This window comes from Enterobacter genomosp. S, from assembly GCF_001631805.1.
GTDB lineage: Bacteria > Pseudomonadota > Gammaproteobacteria > Enterobacterales > Enterobacteriaceae > Enterobacter > Enterobacter quasihormaechei.
The window spans coordinates 752540-770192 of the sequence record NZ_LVVA01000001.1 but is presented as its reverse complement, the minus strand read 5'-3'; the positions used below and the strand labels follow the sequence as shown (position 1 = coordinate 770192).

The window sequence follows — 17653 nt, the reverse complement described above, 5'->3', positions numbered from 1 at the left end:
GGTTATTCGGTCGGTAAATGCTGGCTGATAAAGTGGCTGGTGAGCGATTGTGCGAGGGTTTTGTCCAGCGGTTTGCCGCTGAGTGCGGCGCGCAGCCACAGTCCGTCAATCAGCGCGGCGAGCCCGTAGCCCGCTTCTTCAGCCTGTTCACGCGGCAGCTCGCGGCGGAACTCGTACACCAGGTTTGAGAGCAACCGGCGGCTGCTGACCTGCTGCAAACGGTAAAGCATCGGCTGATGCATGCTGCTCGCCCAGAAGGCCAGCCAGGCCTTCATCGCCGCGCCGCTGACCTGGGTTTCATCAAAATTGCCGCCGACAATCGCCTGCAAACGCTGCTCCGCGCTGCCGTTCGGCAGGGCGCGTAAGCGGCTTAACACCGCATCGCGCAGCTGGCCGGTGATGTCGCGCATGGTCGCTTCCAGCAGGCCGTTTTTATCTTTGAAATAGTGGCTGATGATCCCCGTGGAGACGCCCGCCCGACGGGCGATCTGCGCGATGGTTGCGTCATGCATTCCCACTTCATTAATTGCTTCCAGCGTGGCGTCGATAAGCTGCCTGCGCCGGATCGGCTGCATTCCCACTTTGGGCATTTTTGCCACTCCATTCATCAGCGTTGGTAATCTATTAAAGCGGTTTTTGATTGGACGTTCAATATAAAATGTGTCTTAATTGTTGCGATTTTGGATTTCAATAGTTACAAAAACAGTGGGGATACTGGATGACAGACCTTTCACAAGACAGAGAAAAAGACAAAATCAACCCGGTCGTTTTTTATACGTCCGCCGGGCTGATTTTGTTGTTTTCCCTGACGACCATTTTCTTTAGCAATTTTTCTGCCGAGTGGATTGGCCGCACCCTGAACTGGGTGTCGAAGACCTTCGGCTGGTACTACCTGCTGGCGGCGACGCTCTATATCGTCTTCGTGGTCTGCATTGCCTGCTCGCGCTTCGGCTCGGTGAAGCTCGGGCCAGAGCAGTCCAAGCCCGAGTTCAGCCTGCTGAGCTGGGCGGCGATGCTGTTTGCCGCGGGCATCGGCATCGACCTGATGTTCTTCTCCGTGGCGGAACCGGTCACGCAGTATATGCAGCCGCCGGAAGGGGCAGGGCAGACGATGGAGGCCGCGCGACAGGCGATGGTCTGGACGCTGTTCCACTACGGTCTGACAGGATGGTCGATGTATGCCCTGATGGGGATGGCGCTCGGATACTTTAGCTATCGTTATAATTTGCCCCTCACCATCCGCTCCGCGCTGTACCCGATTTTCGGGAAAAGAATTAACGGCCCGATTGGCCACAGCGTCGATATCGCGGCGGTGATCGGCACCATCTTCGGTATTGCGACGACGCTCGGGATTGGCGTGGTGCAGCTCAATTATGGGCTGAGCGTGCTGTTTGATATCCCGGATTCGATGGCGGCGAAAGCGGCGTTGATTGCGCTCTCGGTGATTATCGCCACCATTTCGGTGACCTCCGGCGTGGATAAGGGCATCCGCGTGCTCTCTGAGCTGAACGTGGCGCTGGCGCTGGGCCTGATTCTGTTCGTGCTGTTTATGGGCGACACGTCATTCCTGCTTAATGCTCTGGTACTGAACGTGGGCGACTACGTGAACCGCTTCATGGGCATGACGCTGAACAGCTTCGCCTTTGACCGCCCGGTGGAGTGGATGAACAACTGGACCCTGTTCTTCTGGGCGTGGTGGGTCGCATGGTCGCCGTTTGTTGGCCTGTTCCTGGCGCGTATTTCGCGCGGGCGCACCATTCGTCAGTTTGTGATGGGCACCCTGATCATCCCGTTCACCTTTACCCTGCTGTGGCTGTCGATTTTCGGCAACAGCGCGCTGCACGAGATCATCCACGGCAACGCAACCTTTGCCCAGGAAGCGATGGCGCACCCGGAACGCGGCTTCTACAGCCTGCTGGCGCAGTATCCGGCGTTCACCTTTAGCGCCTCCGTGGCGACCATCACCGGCCTGCTGTTTTACGTCACCTCGGCGGATTCCGGCGCGCTGGTGCTGGGCAACTTCACCTCGAAGCTGAAGGACATCAACAGCGACGCGCCGAACTGGCTGCGCATCTTCTGGTCGGTCGCCATCGGCCTGCTGACGCTCGGCATGCTGATGACCAACGGCATTTCGGCGTTGCAGAACACCACGGTGATTATGGGCCTGCCGTTCAGCTTTGTGATCTTCTTCGTGATGGCCGGGCTGTATAAATCGCTCAAGGTGGAGGACTACCGCCGCGAAAGCGCCAGCCGCGACACCGCGCCGCGGCCGATGGGCGCCCAGGACAGGCTGAGCTGGAAGAAGCGCCTGTCGCGCCTGATGAACTACCCGGGCACGCGCTACACCAGCCAGATGATGGAAACCGTCTGCTTCCCGGCGATGGAAGAGGTGGCGCAGGAGCTGAAGCTGCGCGGTGCGTACGTGGAGCTGAAAAACCTGCCGCCGGAGGAGGGCGAAACCCTGGGACACCTGGATCTGCTGGTGCACATGGGCGACGAGCAGAACTTTGTCTATCAGATCTGGCCGCAGCAGTACTCGGTACCCGGCTTTACCTACCGGGCGCGCAGCGGGAAATCAACCTACTACCGGCTGGAAACCTTCTTACTGGAGGGTAGCCAGGGGAATGATTTGATGGATTACAGCAAGGAGCAGGTGATTACGGACATTCTGGACCAGTATGAACGGCACCTGAACTTTATCCATCTGCACAGGGAAGCGCCGGGGAATAGCGTGATGTTCCCGGATGTCTAAGTAATGACAAACTCCTTTAATTAAAAATCCAGCCATTTTTTTGCCGGGTGGCGCTGCGCTTACCCGGCCTACAAAACTTCAAAACTGCTTTTCCGTAGGCCTGATAAGCGAAGCGCCATCAGGCACGCCCTTCATTGACATAACTTTAATGATAACCATTTTCATTTAAATATAGCCTGTGCTATACCTTATAGCACGGGCTAATTTTGCTTTGAATTTAACCACCTCAGGAGACTTCTGCGATGCACCCACTGCAAGGATTAAAGCGTCTGTTGCTCGGCGCGCTGCTTACGGCTACGACCAGCACGGGCGCGCTAGCGGCTGAAAAGTTCCAGGTCATCACCACCTTTACCGTCATCGCGGATATGGCGAAAAACGTGGCGGGGGATGCCGCAGAAGTCACCTCCATCACCAAACCGGGCGCTGAAATCCACGAGTACCAGCCGACGCCGGGCGATATCAAGCGCGCGCAAAAGGCGCAGCTGATTCTGGCGAACGGCATGAACCTGGAGCTGTGGTTCCAGCGTTTTTATCAGCATCTGAACGGCGTGCCGGAGGTGATTGTCACCCAGGGCATTACGCCGATGGGCATCAGCGAGGGGCCGTACGACGGCAAGCCTAACCCGCACGCGTGGATGTCGCCGGACAACGCGCTGATTTACGTCGATAACATCCGCGACGCGCTGGTGAAGTACGACCCGGCCAACGCGCAGACGTATCAGCGCAACGCTGACGCCTACAAGCAGAAGATCGTCGCGACTCTTGAACCGCTGCGCAAGCAGTTGGCGGCGATCCCGGAAGACAAACGCTGGATGGTGACCAGCGAGGGCGCCTTCTCCTATCTTGCGCGGGATCTGGGTATGAAGGAACTTTACCTGTGGCCGATCAACGCCGATCGGCAGGGGACGCCGCAGCAGGTGCGCAAGGTGATCGATCTGGTGAAGAAACATCGCATCCCGGCGGTATTCAGCGAAAGCACGGTCTCCGATAAGCCGGCGCGTCAGGTGGCGCGGGAAACCGGCGCCCACTACGGCGGTGTGCTGTATGTTGACTCCCTGAGTGCGGAAAACGGCCCCGTGCCGACCTATATCGACCTGCTGAACGTCACCACCCGCACGCTGGTGCAGGGCATTCGCGACGGCATGAAGGAGTGACCATGCAAAAGGGGATTGTCGTCACGGACGTAACCGTGACCTACCGCAACGGCCACACGGCGCTGCGCAATGCGTCGTTCAGCGTGCCCGGCGGATCGATTGCCGCGCTGGTGGGGGTGAACGGCTCCGGCAAGTCCACGCTGTTTAAGGCGGTGATGGGCTTTGTGCGGGCGGCGAGCGGCACCATCACCCTCCATGGGCTGCCGCCTCACCGGGCGCTGCGCCAGAACCTGGTCGCCTACGTGCCGCAGTCGGAAGAGGTCGACTGGTCGTTTCCGGTGCTGGTCGAGGACGTGGTGATGATGGGGCGCTACGGGCATATGGGGTTTCTGCGGCGGCCTAAAGCGCAGGATCGGCAGATCGTGACCGACGCCCTAAAGCGCGTGGATATGCTCAAGCTGCGCCATCGGCAGATTGGCGAGCTGTCCGGCGGACAAAAGAAGCGCGTCTTTCTGGCGCGGGCGATTGCCCAGCAGGGCGAGGTGATCCTGCTCGACGAGCCGTTTACCGGCGTGGACGTTAAAACCGAAGCCAGAATCATCAGCCTGCTGCGCGAGTTGCGCGACGAGGGCAAAACCATGCTGGTCTCGACCCACAATTTGGGCTCGGTCACGGAGTTTTGCGATTACACGGTGATGGTCAAAGGCACCGTGCTGGCGAGCGGTCCGACGGAAACCACCTTCACCGCCGAAAACCTTGAGCGCGCCTTCTGCGGCGTGCTGCGCCACGTGGTGCTCAGCGGTTCTGAAGACCGCATTATCACCGACGACGAGCGACCCTTCGTGACGCACCGGCAGGAGGCAAAATGAACGCGCTTCTCGAACCCTTCAGCTATGAGTACATGCTCAACGCGATGTGGGTCTCGGCGATGGTGGGCGGGCTGTGCGCGTTTCTCTCCTGCTACCTGATGCTCAAAGGCTGGTCGCTGATCGGCGATGCGCTCTCGCACTCCATCGTGCCGGGCGTGGCGGGCGCTTACATGCTCGGGCTGCCGTTCTCGCTGGGGGCGTTTTTATCGGGCGGGCTGGCGGCGGGCAGCATGCTGTTTCTCAACCAGCGCAGCCGCCTGAAGGAGGATGCCATTATCGGGCTGATCTTCTCCTCCTTTTTCGGGCTGGGGCTGTTTATGGTCTCGCTTAACCCGACCTCGGTGAATATTCAGACCATCGTGCTCGGCAATATTCTGGCTATCGCGCCGGAGGATATCGTCCAGCTGGCGATTATCGGCGTGGTGTCGATGGTTATCCTGCTGTTCAAATGGAAAGATCTGATGGTGACCTTTTTTGATGAGAACCACGCCCGCGCCATCGGCCTGCGCCCGGCGCGCCTGAAGGTTCTGTTCTTTACGCTGCTGGCGGTCTCCACCGTGGCGGCGCTGCAAACCGTCGGCGCGTTTCTGGTGATTTGCCTGGTGGTTACGCCCGGCGCAACCGCGTGGCTGCTCACCGACCGCTTCCCGCGCCTGCTGATGATTGCCGTCGCCATTGGCAGCCTCACCAGCTTCCTCGGCGCGTGGGCCAGCTATTACCTGGACGGCGCCACCGGCGGCATTATCGTTGTCGCCCAGACGCTGCTGTTCCTGCTGGCGTTCGTCTTTGCGCCGAAGCACGGGCTGCTCGCCAGCCGCCGCCGCGCGAAGGAGGCACACCCATGATGGCGCTGCTCCTTGAACCCTTCCAGTTTGCGTTCATGAATAACGCGCTGCTGATTTCACTTCTGGTGGCCGTACCCTGCGCGCTGCTGTCGGTTTTTCTGGTGCTGAAAGGCTGGGCGTTGATGGGCGACGCCATGAGCCACGCGGTGTTTCCCGGCGTGGTGCTGGCGTGGGTGATGGGCCTGCCGCTGGCGGTGGGCGCGTTCGTTGCCGGTCTGTTTTGCGCGGTTGCCACCGGCTACCTCAAGGACAATAGCCGCATCAAGCAGGATACGGTGATGGGGATTGTCTTTTCCGGGATGTTCGGCGCGGGGCTGATCCTCTATATCGCCGTTAAACCTGAGGTGCATCTCGACCACATTCTGTTCGGCGATATGCTGGGCATAAACGGGATGGACATTCTGCAAAGCGGCATCGTGGCGGGGCTGATTGCGCTGGTGATTGGCCTGAAGTGGCGCGATTTCCTGCTGTTCTGCTTTGACTATCAGCAGGCGCAGGCGAGTGGCCTGCGCGCCCGCTGGCTGCACTATGGCTTACTGTGCATGGTGTCGCTGACCATCGTGGCGACGCTGAAGGCGGTGGGGATCATTCTGTCGATTTCGCTGCTAATTGCCCCCGGCGCGGTGGCGGTGCTGATCGCCCGACGCTTCCACATGGCGCTGCTGGTGGCAGTGGCGGTATCAGTACTGGTGTCGGTCAGCGGCGTGTATGCCTCGTTTTATCTCGACAGCGCGCCCGCGCCGACCATAGTGGTCCTGTTCGCGGTGGTGTTTATCGTGACGTTTGTGGTGACCAGCGTGAAGGCGCGTCGGCAGGAACGTGTGACAGCAGGGTGCTCGCCTGCTCGCCGTGCAGTTGCCAGTGCAGGGTGAAGGCGGTGCCTTCGTTAAAGCCTGACAGTTGACGGGTCAACGCCAGCGTGAGCGTGTTATCGTCGAGCAGGATGACGCGCGCGCTGTCAAACCCCATGTAAGCCTGCACCTGCGGAAAAAGGGCCTTAAACAGGCTCTCTTTGGCGCTGAAAACCAGCGTCAGGGCGAGGGCGAACGGGTAACCCGAGTGGGAAAGCACGCGCTCTTCTTGGGCATCAATAATGCCGTCCTTAATTTCTCTGGCTTCATTTTCGGGCAGGATAGTTTCGCAGTCGATGCCGATAAGCGCGTGTCGATCGCGAACCACTACCGCCATGGCCTGGGTACCGCTGTGGGTGATGCTGCCGGAAATTCCGTCCGGCCAGAGCGGTTCCCCGCTGGGGCCGATGGCGGGAACGGTGTGGTCTGGTAAGGCGTGCGCGGCGGCGATGCGTCCTGCCAGATGGTCAGCCTTGCGTTTACGTCCGGCGTCAGCGAGCTGGGCGTGATGGGGGAGCCAGAGGAGATCGGCGTCGGTGAAGGTGGCGGGGTCGAAGATGATGCGGTGGAGGGTGAGGCCGGCGAGAGAAAATGTGCTGTGGGTGGTGTGCATGGTTTTTCCCTCTGAATTGTGCGGACTGATGCCCTCACCCCAACCCTCTCCCACAGGGAGAGGGGGAAGTCACTGCCTGTATCAGAATCTTGTGTTTACGCTCATGTACCAGGTGCGACCCGGTTCATTATACGTATACGCACCCGCACCGTACATATACGCGCCGGTTGTCGCGTTCCCCGTGGTCTGGGCATTACCCGCGCGCCACTGGCGCTTGTCGAAGACGTTGTCCACGCCGCCGGTCAGGCTGACGTTTTTCGTCACGTCCCAGGTGGCGCTCAGGCCAACGATGCTGTACGGGCTGACTTCGTCTTTTTCAGACCCGGTCACCGGCTGGCCTTTGTAGTTGTACTTCTTCGGCTGCTGCTTGCCGTACCAGGTGAAGGTCGACTGCAATGACACATCCTGGTGCACCTGCCAGCTCAGGGTTGAGTTCAGCGTGTACTCCGGAATGATCGACAGACGGTCGCCGGTCTCCTTGTTCTTGCTTTGCAGCATATAGGTGATGTTGTTGGTCCAGTTGATGGTGTCGCTGACCGGCACGTTCAGGGAGCCTTCCAGACCTTCCACCACCGCCTTCGGCACGTTTTCCCACTGGTAGATATCGGTGGTGACTTTACCGGTGGAGGTCTGGCCAATCGGCGCGTAGCCCGCTTCAATCTTGTTGCGGTAGTCGTTGCGGAACCAGGTCACGCCCGCCAGCCAGCCGTCGCGTTTCCACTCCAGGCCAATCTCTTTGTTGATGCTGGTTTCCGCTTTCAGATCGTCGTTACCCATCATGTAGCAGCCCACGCCGTCGGAACTGGCGTAGCAGCCCTGGCCTTTACTGTACAACAGGTAGTTCGGGTTGGTCTGGTACAGGCTTGGCGCTTTGTAGGCACGCGCGATGCCCATCTTCAGGGTGAAGTCATCCCCCAGACCTTGCGACAGGTTCAGGGACGGGCTCCAGTTATTGCCCACGATGGTGTGGTGATCGAAGCGCAGGGCAGGGGTCAGCATGGTGCTGTCGGTCAGCTCCATATTGTTCTCAGCGAACAGGGAGAAGATCTCCGCTGACGTGTACGGGCTACGGTCTTCGCTCATGCCCGGGATGGTGCCACCCTGCTGGGTTTGCGAGAAGGAGGTTGAATCCTTCATCCGCTGCTGGTTCCACTCGGTGCCAAGCGTCAGGTTCTGGTTCACAATGAAATCAATCGGCAGGTTGATTTCGCTGTGCAGCATCACGTCGGCCAGATCGGTATCGGTGAATTTATTGCTGTTGAACAGGCCTTCCGTACCGCCCGCCAGCCCTTCGCCCAGGCGGGAGTTGCGGGTGTGTTCGTACTGCGCCCAGTTGCTGGTGGTAATACCGTTGTCCCAGCCGCCGTTCCAGGTCACGGCGAAGTTCTGGCGATAAATACGGTTCGTCTCTTTGCCGTAGTTCTTCTTCACCAGCGCGTTGTCGTTGTTGGTATTTTGCGTGTCACCCGCATAGAGGTTGTTCTGGCGGCTGTAGCCCGCTTCAAACTCCAGCGACTGCATCGGCGCGAAGTCCCAGCGCACCACGCCGTTGATGTCTTTGTTCTCTACACCCTCGCGGCCCGCGGGCAGGGTGTTGGCGTAGGCTCCGGTACGCTCAGACTGGTGGCCCTGGTTGATGTCCCACGCGTCGGCCTGGGTTTTATCCAGGTTACCAAACATGCGGAAGCTGAAGTCGCCGCCCAGCGGGCCGCTCAGGCTGAAGTTGGTGCGTTTGGTGGAACCTTCATCCTTGTGTTCAGGCGCATTCAGGTAGGTGTTCCAGGAGCCGTGCCACTGGTCGTCGAACTTTTTGGTGATGATGTTCACCACGCCGCCCGCCGCGCCGTTACCGTAGCGGGCTGCGGCCGGGCCGCGGATAACTTCGATGCGCTCGATCATCTCCGGCGGCACCCAGCCGGTATCGCCGCGGGTATCACGCTCGCCGCGCCAGCCCAGGCGAATCGAGTTGCGGCTGGTGACGGGCTTGCCGTCGATCAGGATCAGGGTGTTTTCCGGGCCCATGCCGCGAATATCGATCTGACGGTTGTTCCCGCGCTGGCCGCTGGTGGAGTTCCCGGTCAGGTTAACGCCCGGCATGGTGCGGATGATTTCCGCCACGTCCCGCGCGGGCGGGTTTTTGCGGATCTCATCGGCGGTGATGGTCGAAACGCCAGGCGCCTGCAAATTCTGCTCGGCGGCGGTGATCACCATGGTGTCTTCGTGCTGCGCGGAGGCGGCGTTGTCTTCTGCCATGGCGGGCAGCGCGACGCCATAAATCCCTAAATTGACCAGCAAGGCCAGAGAGTGAATCTTCTTATTCATTGTACGTCCCGCTTTTATGGTTATTTATGAACGCGCTTCCCACAGCGCGGGCAATACGCTATTGCAAATGCAAATAGTTATCAATAATATTATCAATAAAATTTGCTCTGAAACAAAAAATATTGTTAAACATGGGGTTATAAGGGTGACGGCGTTAACAACCGGAAGTGAAGCGTGGTGGCAGTCGAAAAACGGGCCGGAATGGCAACGTCATGAGGAAAACTATCGCGTCACATTCTGGTGGCGGGACCCGGCAGGAACCCAGCAGACCTCGACGGTTAAACGCGTCTGGCTCTACGTTACCGGCGTGACCGACCACCATCAGAATGCCCGTCCGCAATCGCTTGAACGCATTCCCGATACCGACGTCTGGCAGTGGCAGGGGGAGTTCAGCCCCGAATGGCGCGGCAGCTACTGTTTTATCCCCTCCGATAATGAAAACGATTTTGCCGATGCAGTGTTTGAAGGCGAGCAGCCGAACCGCATGGCGTTGCGCGAAGGCTGGCGAAAACTGCTGCCTCACGCGGTTGCAGACCCGCTGAATCCGCAGAGCTGGCGCGGCGGGCGCGGGCACGCCGTCTCGGCGCTGGAAATGCCTGCGGCCCCCGTTCAGCCGGGCTGGAACCATCCCGATACGCCTTATAAAAAGCCCGTCTGCATTACGTGGAACAGCGAGCGCCTGAAGAACCGTCGCCGCGTGTGGATTTTTACCACCGGCGATGATAACCCCGGTCGCCCGCTGGCGGTCTTCCTCGACGGGCAGTTCTGGGCCGAAAGCATGCCCGTCTGGCCCGCGCTGGCGTCGCTCACCCGTGAAGGCAAACTGCCACCAGCGGTTTACGTGCTGATCGACGTGATAGACACCGCGCACCGCAGCCGCGAACTGCCCTGCAACCCTGATTTCTGGCTGGCGGTGCAGGAAGAGCTTCTCCCGCAGGTGAACCGCATTGCGCCCTTCAGCGATCGCGCCGATCGCACCGTGGTGGCGGGCCAGAGCTTCGGCGGGCTCTCTTCGCTCTATGCCGGCCTCAACTGGCCGCAGCGGTTTGGCTGCGTCCTCAGCCAGTCCGGATCTTACTGGTGGCCGCACCGCGGCGCACAGCAGGACGGGCTGCTCATCGAACAACTCAAAGCGGGTGAAAAAACCGCTCGCGGGCTGCGCATCGTCCTTGAAGCCGGGCGCAACGAGCCGCTTATCTTGCGCGCAAACCAGGCGATCCTCGCCGAACTACACACTCAGCAACCGGTTATCTGGCGTCAGGTTGACGGCGGACACGATGCGCTTTGCTGGCGCGGTGGGCTGACGCAGGGGCTGATGACCCTCTGGCAGCCGCTCATTCACTAACGGAGTCTGTATGGAATTCAGCAATCCTTTCGATAATCCGCAGGGACAGTTCGCCATTTTGCAAAATGACCAGGGGCAGTACAGCCTGTGGCCGCAGCAGTGCGAGTTGCCCGCGGGCTGGCGCGTGGTCTGCGAACCGCACTCTCAGGAGGCGTGCCAGCAGTGGCTGGCGCAACGCTGGCAGACGCTTGAGCCGTCCTGTTTTGCGGGGGAGCGCGCATGAACCGTCTTCCTCTCGTCGCCGCCCAGCCGGGTATCTGGATGGCAGAGCAGCTTTCCTCGCTGCCAAACGCCTGGAGCGTGGCGCACTACACCGAGCTGAAAGGCAATATCGACGCGCCATTGCTGGCAAAAGCCATAGCTGAAGGCATGATGCAGGCCGATACCCTGCGCACGCGTTTCGCTGAAGATAACGGCGAGGTCTGGCAGTGGGTCGATGAGACCCTGATCCTGCCGGAGCCGTCCATCGTTCGCGTTGATTCTCACGATGCCGCCGTGGCGCTGATGGAGGCCGATCTCAGTCAGGATCTGCGCGTGGACAGCGGTCAGCCGCTCGCTTTCCATCAGCTGATTCAGGTCGGTGACAACCGCTGGTACTGGTATCAGCGCTATCACCATCTGGTGGTGGATGGTTTCAGTTTCCCGGCGATTACCCGCCAGATCGCCGCGATTTACGCTGCATGGAAGAAAGGGGATCCCTCCCCAGCCTCACCATTTACTCCGTTCGCCGAGGTCGTTGACGAGTATCAGCGCTATCGCGACAGTGAGGCCTGGCAGCGCGACGGTGCTTTCTGGGCCGGGCAGCGCAAACAGCTTCCTCCTCCGGTCTCGCTCTCCTCCGCGCCGCTGCCGGGACGCGCCGCTACTACCGACATTCTGCGTCTGAAAATGGCAATGGACACTCGCGCCTTTAGTCAGCTGGCGCAGGCAGCCGGGCAGGCACAGCGCACCGATCTGGCGCTTGCGCTGGTGGCGCTGTGGCTCGGCCGCCTCACCGGACGGCTGGACTACGCCGCCGGGTTTATCTTTATGCGCCGCATGGGGTCCGCCGCGCTGACCGCAACCGGCCCGGTGCTTAACGTCCTGCCGCTGGCGGTGAATATTAATCCGCTTGAGAGCCTGCCGGAGCTGGCGCTGCGCCTGGCGAACCAGCTGAAAAAGATGCGCCGACATCAGCGCTACGACGCCGAGCAGATCGTGCGCGACAGCGGGCGGGCCGCAGGGGACGAACCTTTGTTTGGGCCGGTGCTTAACGTGAAGGTGTTTGATTATCAGCTGGATATTGACGGCGTGGAGGCCATCACCCACACGCTGGCGACCGGCCCGGTGAACGATCTGGAGCTGGCGCTGTTCCCGGACGAGCAGGGCGGATTAAGCATTGAGATCCTTGCCAACAGGCAGCGTTACGACGACGCGACGCTGAAGCGCCACGTTTCGCGCCTGAACGCGATGCTGACGCAGTTTGCCGCGAACCCGGACCTGCGCTGTGGCGACGTGGAAACCGTATCCGAGCAGGAGTACGCCCGGCTGGCGCGCATCAACGATACTGGCCTGGCGCTGCCCTCCACCACGCTGGCGGATCTGGTGGCGGAGCAGGCGAGCAAAACGCCGGACGCCCCCGCGCTGGCGGATGCCCATATTGAGCTGAACTACCGCCAGATGCGCGAGCAGGTGGTCGCGCTGGCAAACCTGCTGCGCGCGCGCGGCGTGAAGCCGGGCGACAGCGTAGCGGTGGCGCTTCCGCGCTCGGTGTTCCTGACCCTGGCGCTGCACGGGATTGTTGAAGCCGGCGCCGCCTGGCTGCCGCTGGATACCGGCTACCCGGACGATCGTCTGCGGATGATGCTGGAGGACGCGAAACCGTCGCTCCTCATTACCACCGACGCGCAGCTTCCGCGCTTTAACGATCTGCCGATACCTTCGCTTAGTTACAACATGCTATTGCCGACCACGGACGCTGAACCTCTGCGTCTGGCGAAGCCGGAGCAGACTGCGTACATCATCTTTACCTCAGGTTCAACGGGACGCCCGAAAGGGGTGATGGTGGGGCATACCGCCATCGTTAACCGCCTGAAGTGGATGCAGGATCATTATCCACTGGCGGCGCATGACGTCGTGGCGCAGAAAACGCCGTGCAGCTTTGACGTGTCGGTGTGGGAGTTCTGGTGGCCGTTTATCGCCGGGGCTAAGCTGGTGATGGCCGAACCGGACGCGCACCGCGATCCGCAGGCGATGCAGAGCTTCTTCGCAGAATATGGCGTAACCACCACCCACTTCGTGCCGTCGATGCTGGCGGCGTTTGTCGCCTCGCTGACGCCGGAAAACGTCGACTGTTGCAGGACGCTGAAGCAGGTGTTCTGTAGCGGCGAGGCGCTGCCAACGGCGCTGTGCCGCGAGTGGGAGCAGCTCACTCATGTACCGCTGCACAACCTCTACGGCCCAACCGAAGCGGCGGTGGACGTGAGCTGGTATCCGGCGTACGGCCCGGAGCTGGCGGCGGTGGAGGGCAACAGCGTGCCGATCGGCTTCCCGGTGTGGAATACGGGGCTGCGCATTCTGGACGCGATGATGCGCCCGGTACCGTTCGGCGTGGCGGGCGATCTGTATCTCACCGGCATTCAGCTGGCACAGGGGTATCTGGGACGCCCCGACCTCACCGCCAGCCGCTTTATTGCCGATCCGTTTGCCCCAGGCGAGCGGATGTATCGCACCGGAGACGTTGCCCGCTGGCTGGACAACGGGGCGGTGGAATATCTGGGCCGCAGCGATGACCAGCTGAAAATCCGCGGTCAGCGCATTGAGCTGGGCGAAATCGACCGGGCGATGCTGTCGCTGCCGGACGTGGACCAGGCCGTGGCGCATGCGTGTGTATTCAATCAGGCTGCGGCAACGGGCGGCGATGCCCGCCAGCTGGTGGGGTATGTGGTGTCCGAATCCGGTTTACCGCTGGATCGCGACGCGCTGCTGGACTCGCTCAGGGCACAGCTGCCGCCGCATATGGTGCCGGTGGTGCTGCTGCAAATCAGCGCGCTGCCGCTGAGCGCCAACGGCAAGCTGGATCGCAAGGCGCTGCCGCTGCCGGAGCTGACCAGTAAAACCTCCGGTCGCGCACCCGAGACGCAAACCGAAGCCGCCGTGGCGCAGGCGTTTTCTGCGCTGCTGGGCTGCGAAGTGAACGATATCGACGCCGACTTCTTTGCCCTCGGCGGCCATTCACTGCTGGCGATGCGCCTCGCGGCGCAGCTCGGTCGTGCGTTCAGCCGCAAGGTCACGCCGGGGCAGATTATGGTCGCCTCGACGGTCGGCAAGCTCAGCGCGCTGCTGGACTCGCAACTGAGCGACGAACAGTCGCAGCGTCTGGGGTATGAAACCCTGCTGCCGCTGCGTGAAAGCAACGGCCCGACGCTGTTCTGCTTCCATCCGGCGTCCGGCTTTGCCTGGCAGTTCAGCGTCCTGGCGCGTTACCTCAGCCCGCGCTGGTCCATCGTCGGCATTCAGTCGCCGCGGCCAAACGGTCCGATGCAGCAGTGCGCGGATCTTGATGGGGTGATAGAACATCACCTGAAAACGCTGCGTAAGCAGCAGCCGCAAGGGCCGTATTATCTGTTCGGCTATTCGCTCGGCGGTACGCTGGCGCAGGGCATTGCGGCGCGTCTGCGCGAGCAGGGCGAAGCGGTGGCGTTTCTTGGTCTGCTGGATACCTGGCCGCCGGAAACCCAGAACTGGGCGGAGAAAGAGGCCAACGGTCTAGACCCGGAAGTGCTGGCGGAGATCGAGCGCGAGCGTCAGGCGTTTATCGCCGCCCAGCAGGGTCAGGGCTCCAGCGAATTGTTTAACACCATTGAAGGCAACTACGCGGACGCGGTGCGACTGCTCACCACCGCGCACAGCTCACGGTTCGACGGTAAAGCGACGCTGTTTGTTGCCGAACGCACGCGAACGATGGATCCGCATACGGCCTGGGCGCCGTGGGTGGGCGAGCTGGAGGTCTACAGCCAGGACTGCGCCCACGTGGATATCATTTCACCGCAGGCGTTCGAGAAGATAGGACCGGTGTTGAAGGAAATATTGGAGTAACGTCAACAGCGCCGGGTGGCGGCTACGCCTTACCCGGCCTACGGGAGCTGACTGTAGGCCGGGTCCGGCAATTACCGCCGACCTAACGGCACCACCAGCGGCGTACCCGCCACCGGATCGTCAATAATCATGCAGCGCATGCCGTAGATCCGCGCGATCAGCTCTGGCGTCACAATCTCTTTCGGCGCGCCCTGCGCCACAATCTCGCCGTCGCGCAGCGCAATCAGATGCGTGGCGTAGCGGCACGCCTGATTTAAATCATGCAGCACCGCCGCCAGGGTATACCCCCGCGTGCGGTTCAGCTCGCTCAGCAGCTCCAGCAGGTCAATCTGATGGCTGATGTCGAGCCAGGTCGTCGGCTCGTCTAGCAGCATAATGGCGGTTTCCTGCGCCAGCACCATCGCGATCCACGCGCGCTGTCGCTGTCCGCCAGAGAGGGTATCCACGCTTTGCTGAGCCAGATCGGTGATGCCCGTTGCCTCCATCGCGCGCTTCACGGCCTCGTCGTCCTCTTTGCGCCAGCGGGTAAACAGCGGCTGGTGTGGGTAGCGTCCGCGTGAGACCAGCTCCTGCACCGTGATATCTCCCGGCGTGGTGGCGTTTTGCGCCAGCAGCCCGATGCGCCTGGCCACCTCTTTGCTGGCGAAGCGCTGGATCTGCTCCCCGTCGAGGAATACGCTGCCCTCTGACGGCGACATCAGGCGGCTCAGGGTGCGCAGCAGGGTTGATTTGCCGCAGCCGTTCGGACCGATAATCGCGGTGAAGTGGCCGTCCGGAATGGCGACGGTTAAATCACGGGCAATGATTTTTTTGCCATAGCCGAGGGTCAAGTTTTCGCCGCGCAAGCGGGTTGTTGAATCTGTCATTTCTTGCGTGACTCCTGAACGAGCAAGACGATGAGGTAAATCCCGCCGAGGCTGACGGTCACCACGCCCACCGGAAGTTGATAAGGCATAAACAGCCGCTGGGCGCAGAGATCGGCGGCCAGCAGCAGCATCGCACCGCACAGGGCAGCCTGGGTCAAGCCCCAGCGCGCGGTGCCGCTAAGACGCCGCGCGATATGCGGCGCGACAAGGGCAATAAACGAGATCGGCCCGGCGATGGCGGTGGAGGCGGCGGTCAGCAGTACCGCCACCAGCATCAGCATCAGACGCGAGCGCTCAACGCTCACGCCCAGCGCGCAGGCGCTGTCGTCGCCCATCTCCAGCAGGCGCATCCGGCGTACCAGCAGCAGGGCGGCGATAAACATCAGCAAAATCAGCGGCGCGGCGGGCCAGGTTTTGCCCCACGTCAGGCCGTTGAGGGAGCCGGCGTACCACAGCCCGGCGGAGAGCGCGGTTTCCAGAGACGCCTGCAACAAAAGCCAGGTGTTAAAGGCCATCAGCATCGCGCGGATGCCGATCCCGATAATGATCAGCCGGAAGGTGTCAATGCCGTTGCGCCAGGCCAGGGCCCAGATAAGCAGCGAGGTCAGAATGCCGCCCGCCATCGCCGTAAAGGTAATGGCCGTCAGATGCTGCCCGAACAGCACCATCGCCACCAGCACGCCGCTCCACGCGCCGGTATTCAGGCCCATCACGTCCGGGCTGCCGAGGGGGTTACGCATCAGCGACTGGAAAATCGCGCCGCTGACGCCGAGCGCCGCGCCCACCAGGATCGCCATCGCCACGCGCGGCAGTCGCCATTCGGTGATCACCATGGTGATGTTACGCGGCGCGCTGCCGGTGAGGGCGTGAAAGACCTGCGCGAAATCAAGCGTTACGGCACCGCTTTGCAGGCTCCAGACCGCCAGCAGAGTAATGGCGATAGCCAGCAGGAAGACGCTGATGAGTAAACGGCGGGACGGAGCCATCATGCGCCACCCCCGCGTCTGCGACGTACCAGGAAGATCAGCACCGGCGCGCCGATAAACGCGCTCACCACCGAGACGCGCAGCTCGCCGGGCACCAGCAGGCGGCCCAGCACGTCGGCAAACAGCAGCAGGGCAGGGGTCGCCAGCAGCGTGACCGGCAGCGACCAGCGGTGGTCTGACCCCACCAGCCAGCGCGCCATGTGCGGCATCATCAGGCCGATAAAGGCGAGCGGACCGACCACGGCGGTTGCGCTACCGCTCAGCACGGTGATAGCGAGCAGGCCAGTCAGCTGCGTACGCGCCACGCGGTTGCCGAGGGCGGTCGCGGTGTCGCTGCCGAGGCTCAGGCTGTTCAGCGACCGGCTTAAACACAGCGCCACGACGGCGGCGATAATGACCGGGATCGCCACCACGTTTAAGGTTTCAAGGGTCCGGATATCCAGCGAACCGGCCTGCCAGAAGCGCAGCTGGTCATACACGTCCGGATTGAGCAGGGCGATACCGCTGGACAGACCTTCCAGTACCGCCGCCAGCGCCACGCCTGCCAGGGTTAAGCGTACCGGGCTGAGCTGGCCGCCGCCCTGACTGCCGGTAAACGCCACCACCAGCGAGGCCGCCAGCGCGCCGCAGAAGGCCATCACCAGCTGTTCAGAGGGCGACGTTAACCCGAACAGCGCTGCGCCGAGCACGATGGCAAAGCTTGCGCCTGAGTTCACGCCGAGAATACCGGGGTCCGCCAGCGGGTTACGGGTAAGGGTTTGCATCAGCGCACCCGCAAGACCGAGCGCGCCGCCGGCCAGCAGTCCGGCAAGGGTACGGGGCAGGCGAGCGTCGAGCACGATGGTGCAGTCGGCGCTCTGACAGGTTCCGGAGAGCGCATCGACAATAACGGACGCGGGCAGCGGTTTAGCGCCGACCAGCAGGCTGAGTGCAATCGCAAGGATTAGCAGTAGCAATAATACGGGCACGGCAATGGCGCGCACCGCAGAAGAGGAAAACGACATAGCAACATCCATGATTTGATAATGATAGT

At 61.5% G+C, this 17653-nt stretch carries 14 protein-coding genes; 8 read left to right on the top strand and 6 right to left on the bottom strand.

Going from position 1 to position 17653, the window contains the following annotated elements:
- Positions 1-2: 2 nt before the first annotated feature.
- Positions 3-590 (bottom strand): transcriptional regulator BetI, encoded by a 588-nt coding sequence (gene betI / locus A3466_RS03640; protein WP_023334836.1) that lies wholly within the window; start codon positions 588-590, stop codon positions 3-5.
- Between the two features lie 128 nt (positions 591-718).
- Between betI and betT the strand changes: the two genes are divergently transcribed.
- The 5 genes from betT (at position 719) to A3466_RS03615 (ending at position 6432) form a co-directional block, all read left to right on the top strand.
- Positions 719-2752 carry a choline BCCT transporter BetT gene (gene betT / locus A3466_RS03635; RefSeq protein WP_063449428.1) on the top strand — a complete coding sequence of 678 codons (2034 nt, stop codon included), beginning with the start codon at positions 719-721 and terminating at the stop codon, positions 2750-2752.
- A gap of 242 nt (positions 2753-2994) precedes the next feature.
- Positions 2995-3906, top strand: a complete 912-nt coding sequence (locus tag A3466_RS03630; protein WP_063449427.1) for a metal ABC transporter substrate-binding protein — start codon at positions 2995-2997, stop codon at positions 3904-3906.
- 2 nt (positions 3907-3908) lie between these two features.
- A complete protein-coding gene (locus A3466_RS03625; RefSeq protein WP_063449426.1) occupies positions 3909-4715 on the top strand; it encodes a manganese/iron ABC transporter ATP-binding protein in 807 nt (268 codons plus the stop codon).
- On the top strand, positions 4712-5560 hold the full coding sequence (sitC, locus tag A3466_RS03620; protein ID WP_063449425.1) for an iron/manganese ABC transporter permease subunit SitC: 849 nt from the start codon (positions 4712-4714) through the stop codon (positions 5558-5560). The genes A3466_RS03625 and sitC overlap by 4 nt, the downstream gene beginning before the upstream one ends.
- Positions 5557-6432: a metal ABC transporter permease gene (locus A3466_RS03615; RefSeq protein WP_063449424.1), complete on the top strand. Its 876-nt coding sequence runs from the start codon at positions 5557-5559 to the stop codon at positions 6430-6432. The genes sitC and A3466_RS03615 overlap by 4 nt, the downstream gene beginning before the upstream one ends.
- Here the strand turns inward: A3466_RS03615 and entD are convergent.
- Positions 6332-7024 carry an enterobactin synthase subunit EntD gene (gene entD / locus A3466_RS03610; protein ID WP_063449423.1) on the bottom strand — a complete coding sequence of 231 codons (693 nt, stop codon included), beginning with the start codon at positions 7022-7024 and terminating at the stop codon, positions 6332-6334. The two genes, A3466_RS03615 and entD, sit on opposite strands and share 101 nt — an antisense overlap.
- 81 nt (positions 7025-7105) lie before the next feature.
- Entirely contained in the window at positions 7106-9346 is a 2241-nt protein-coding gene (locus tag A3466_RS03605; RefSeq protein WP_063449422.1) for a TonB-dependent siderophore receptor, read from the bottom strand.
- A 145-nt stretch (positions 9347-9491) separates the two neighbouring features.
- Between A3466_RS03605 and fes the strand changes: the two genes are divergently transcribed.
- Genes fes through entF form a run of 3 tightly spaced genes read left to right on the top strand, consistent with a single transcriptional unit; the run spans position 9492 to position 14768 of the window.
- Positions 9492-10691: an enterochelin esterase gene (gene fes, locus A3466_RS03600; RefSeq protein WP_063449421.1), complete on the top strand. Its 1200-nt coding sequence runs from the start codon at positions 9492-9494 to the stop codon at positions 10689-10691.
- 10 nt (positions 10692-10701) lie between these two features.
- The gene (locus tag A3466_RS03595) at positions 10702-10914 is read left to right on the top strand and encodes an MbtH family protein (protein ID WP_063449420.1); all 213 of its coding nucleotides are present in this window, start codon (positions 10702-10704) and stop codon (positions 10912-10914) included.
- Positions 10911-14768: an enterobactin non-ribosomal peptide synthetase EntF gene (gene entF, locus A3466_RS03590; RefSeq protein ID WP_063449419.1), complete on the top strand. Its 3858-nt coding sequence runs from the start codon at positions 10911-10913 to the stop codon at positions 14766-14768. The genes A3466_RS03595 and entF overlap by 4 nt, the downstream gene beginning before the upstream one ends.
- Before the next feature lie 71 nt (positions 14769-14839).
- On the opposite strand, the gene fepC is transcribed toward entF, so the two are convergent.
- The 3 genes from fepC to fepD are packed head-to-tail and all read right to left on the bottom strand — an operon-like array spanning position 14840 to position 17624.
- Positions 14840-15634, bottom strand: coding sequence for an iron-enterobactin ABC transporter ATP-binding protein (gene fepC, locus A3466_RS03585; protein ID WP_063449418.1), 795 nt, complete (start codon positions 15632-15634; stop codon positions 14840-14842).
- The gene (gene fepG / locus A3466_RS03580) at positions 15631-16620 is read right to left on the bottom strand and encodes an iron-enterobactin ABC transporter permease (RefSeq protein ID WP_074160921.1); all 990 of its coding nucleotides are present in this window, start codon (positions 16618-16620) and stop codon (positions 15631-15633) included. Before fepG ends, fepC begins: the two co-directional genes overlap by 4 nt.
- Complete coding sequence (gene fepD / locus A3466_RS03575; RefSeq protein ID WP_063449416.1) at positions 16620-17624, bottom strand: Fe(3+)-siderophore ABC transporter permease; 1005 nt, start codon at positions 17622-17624, stop codon at positions 16620-16622. Before fepD ends, fepG begins: the two co-directional genes overlap by 1 nt.
- Positions 17625-17653 lie beyond the last annotated feature (29 nt).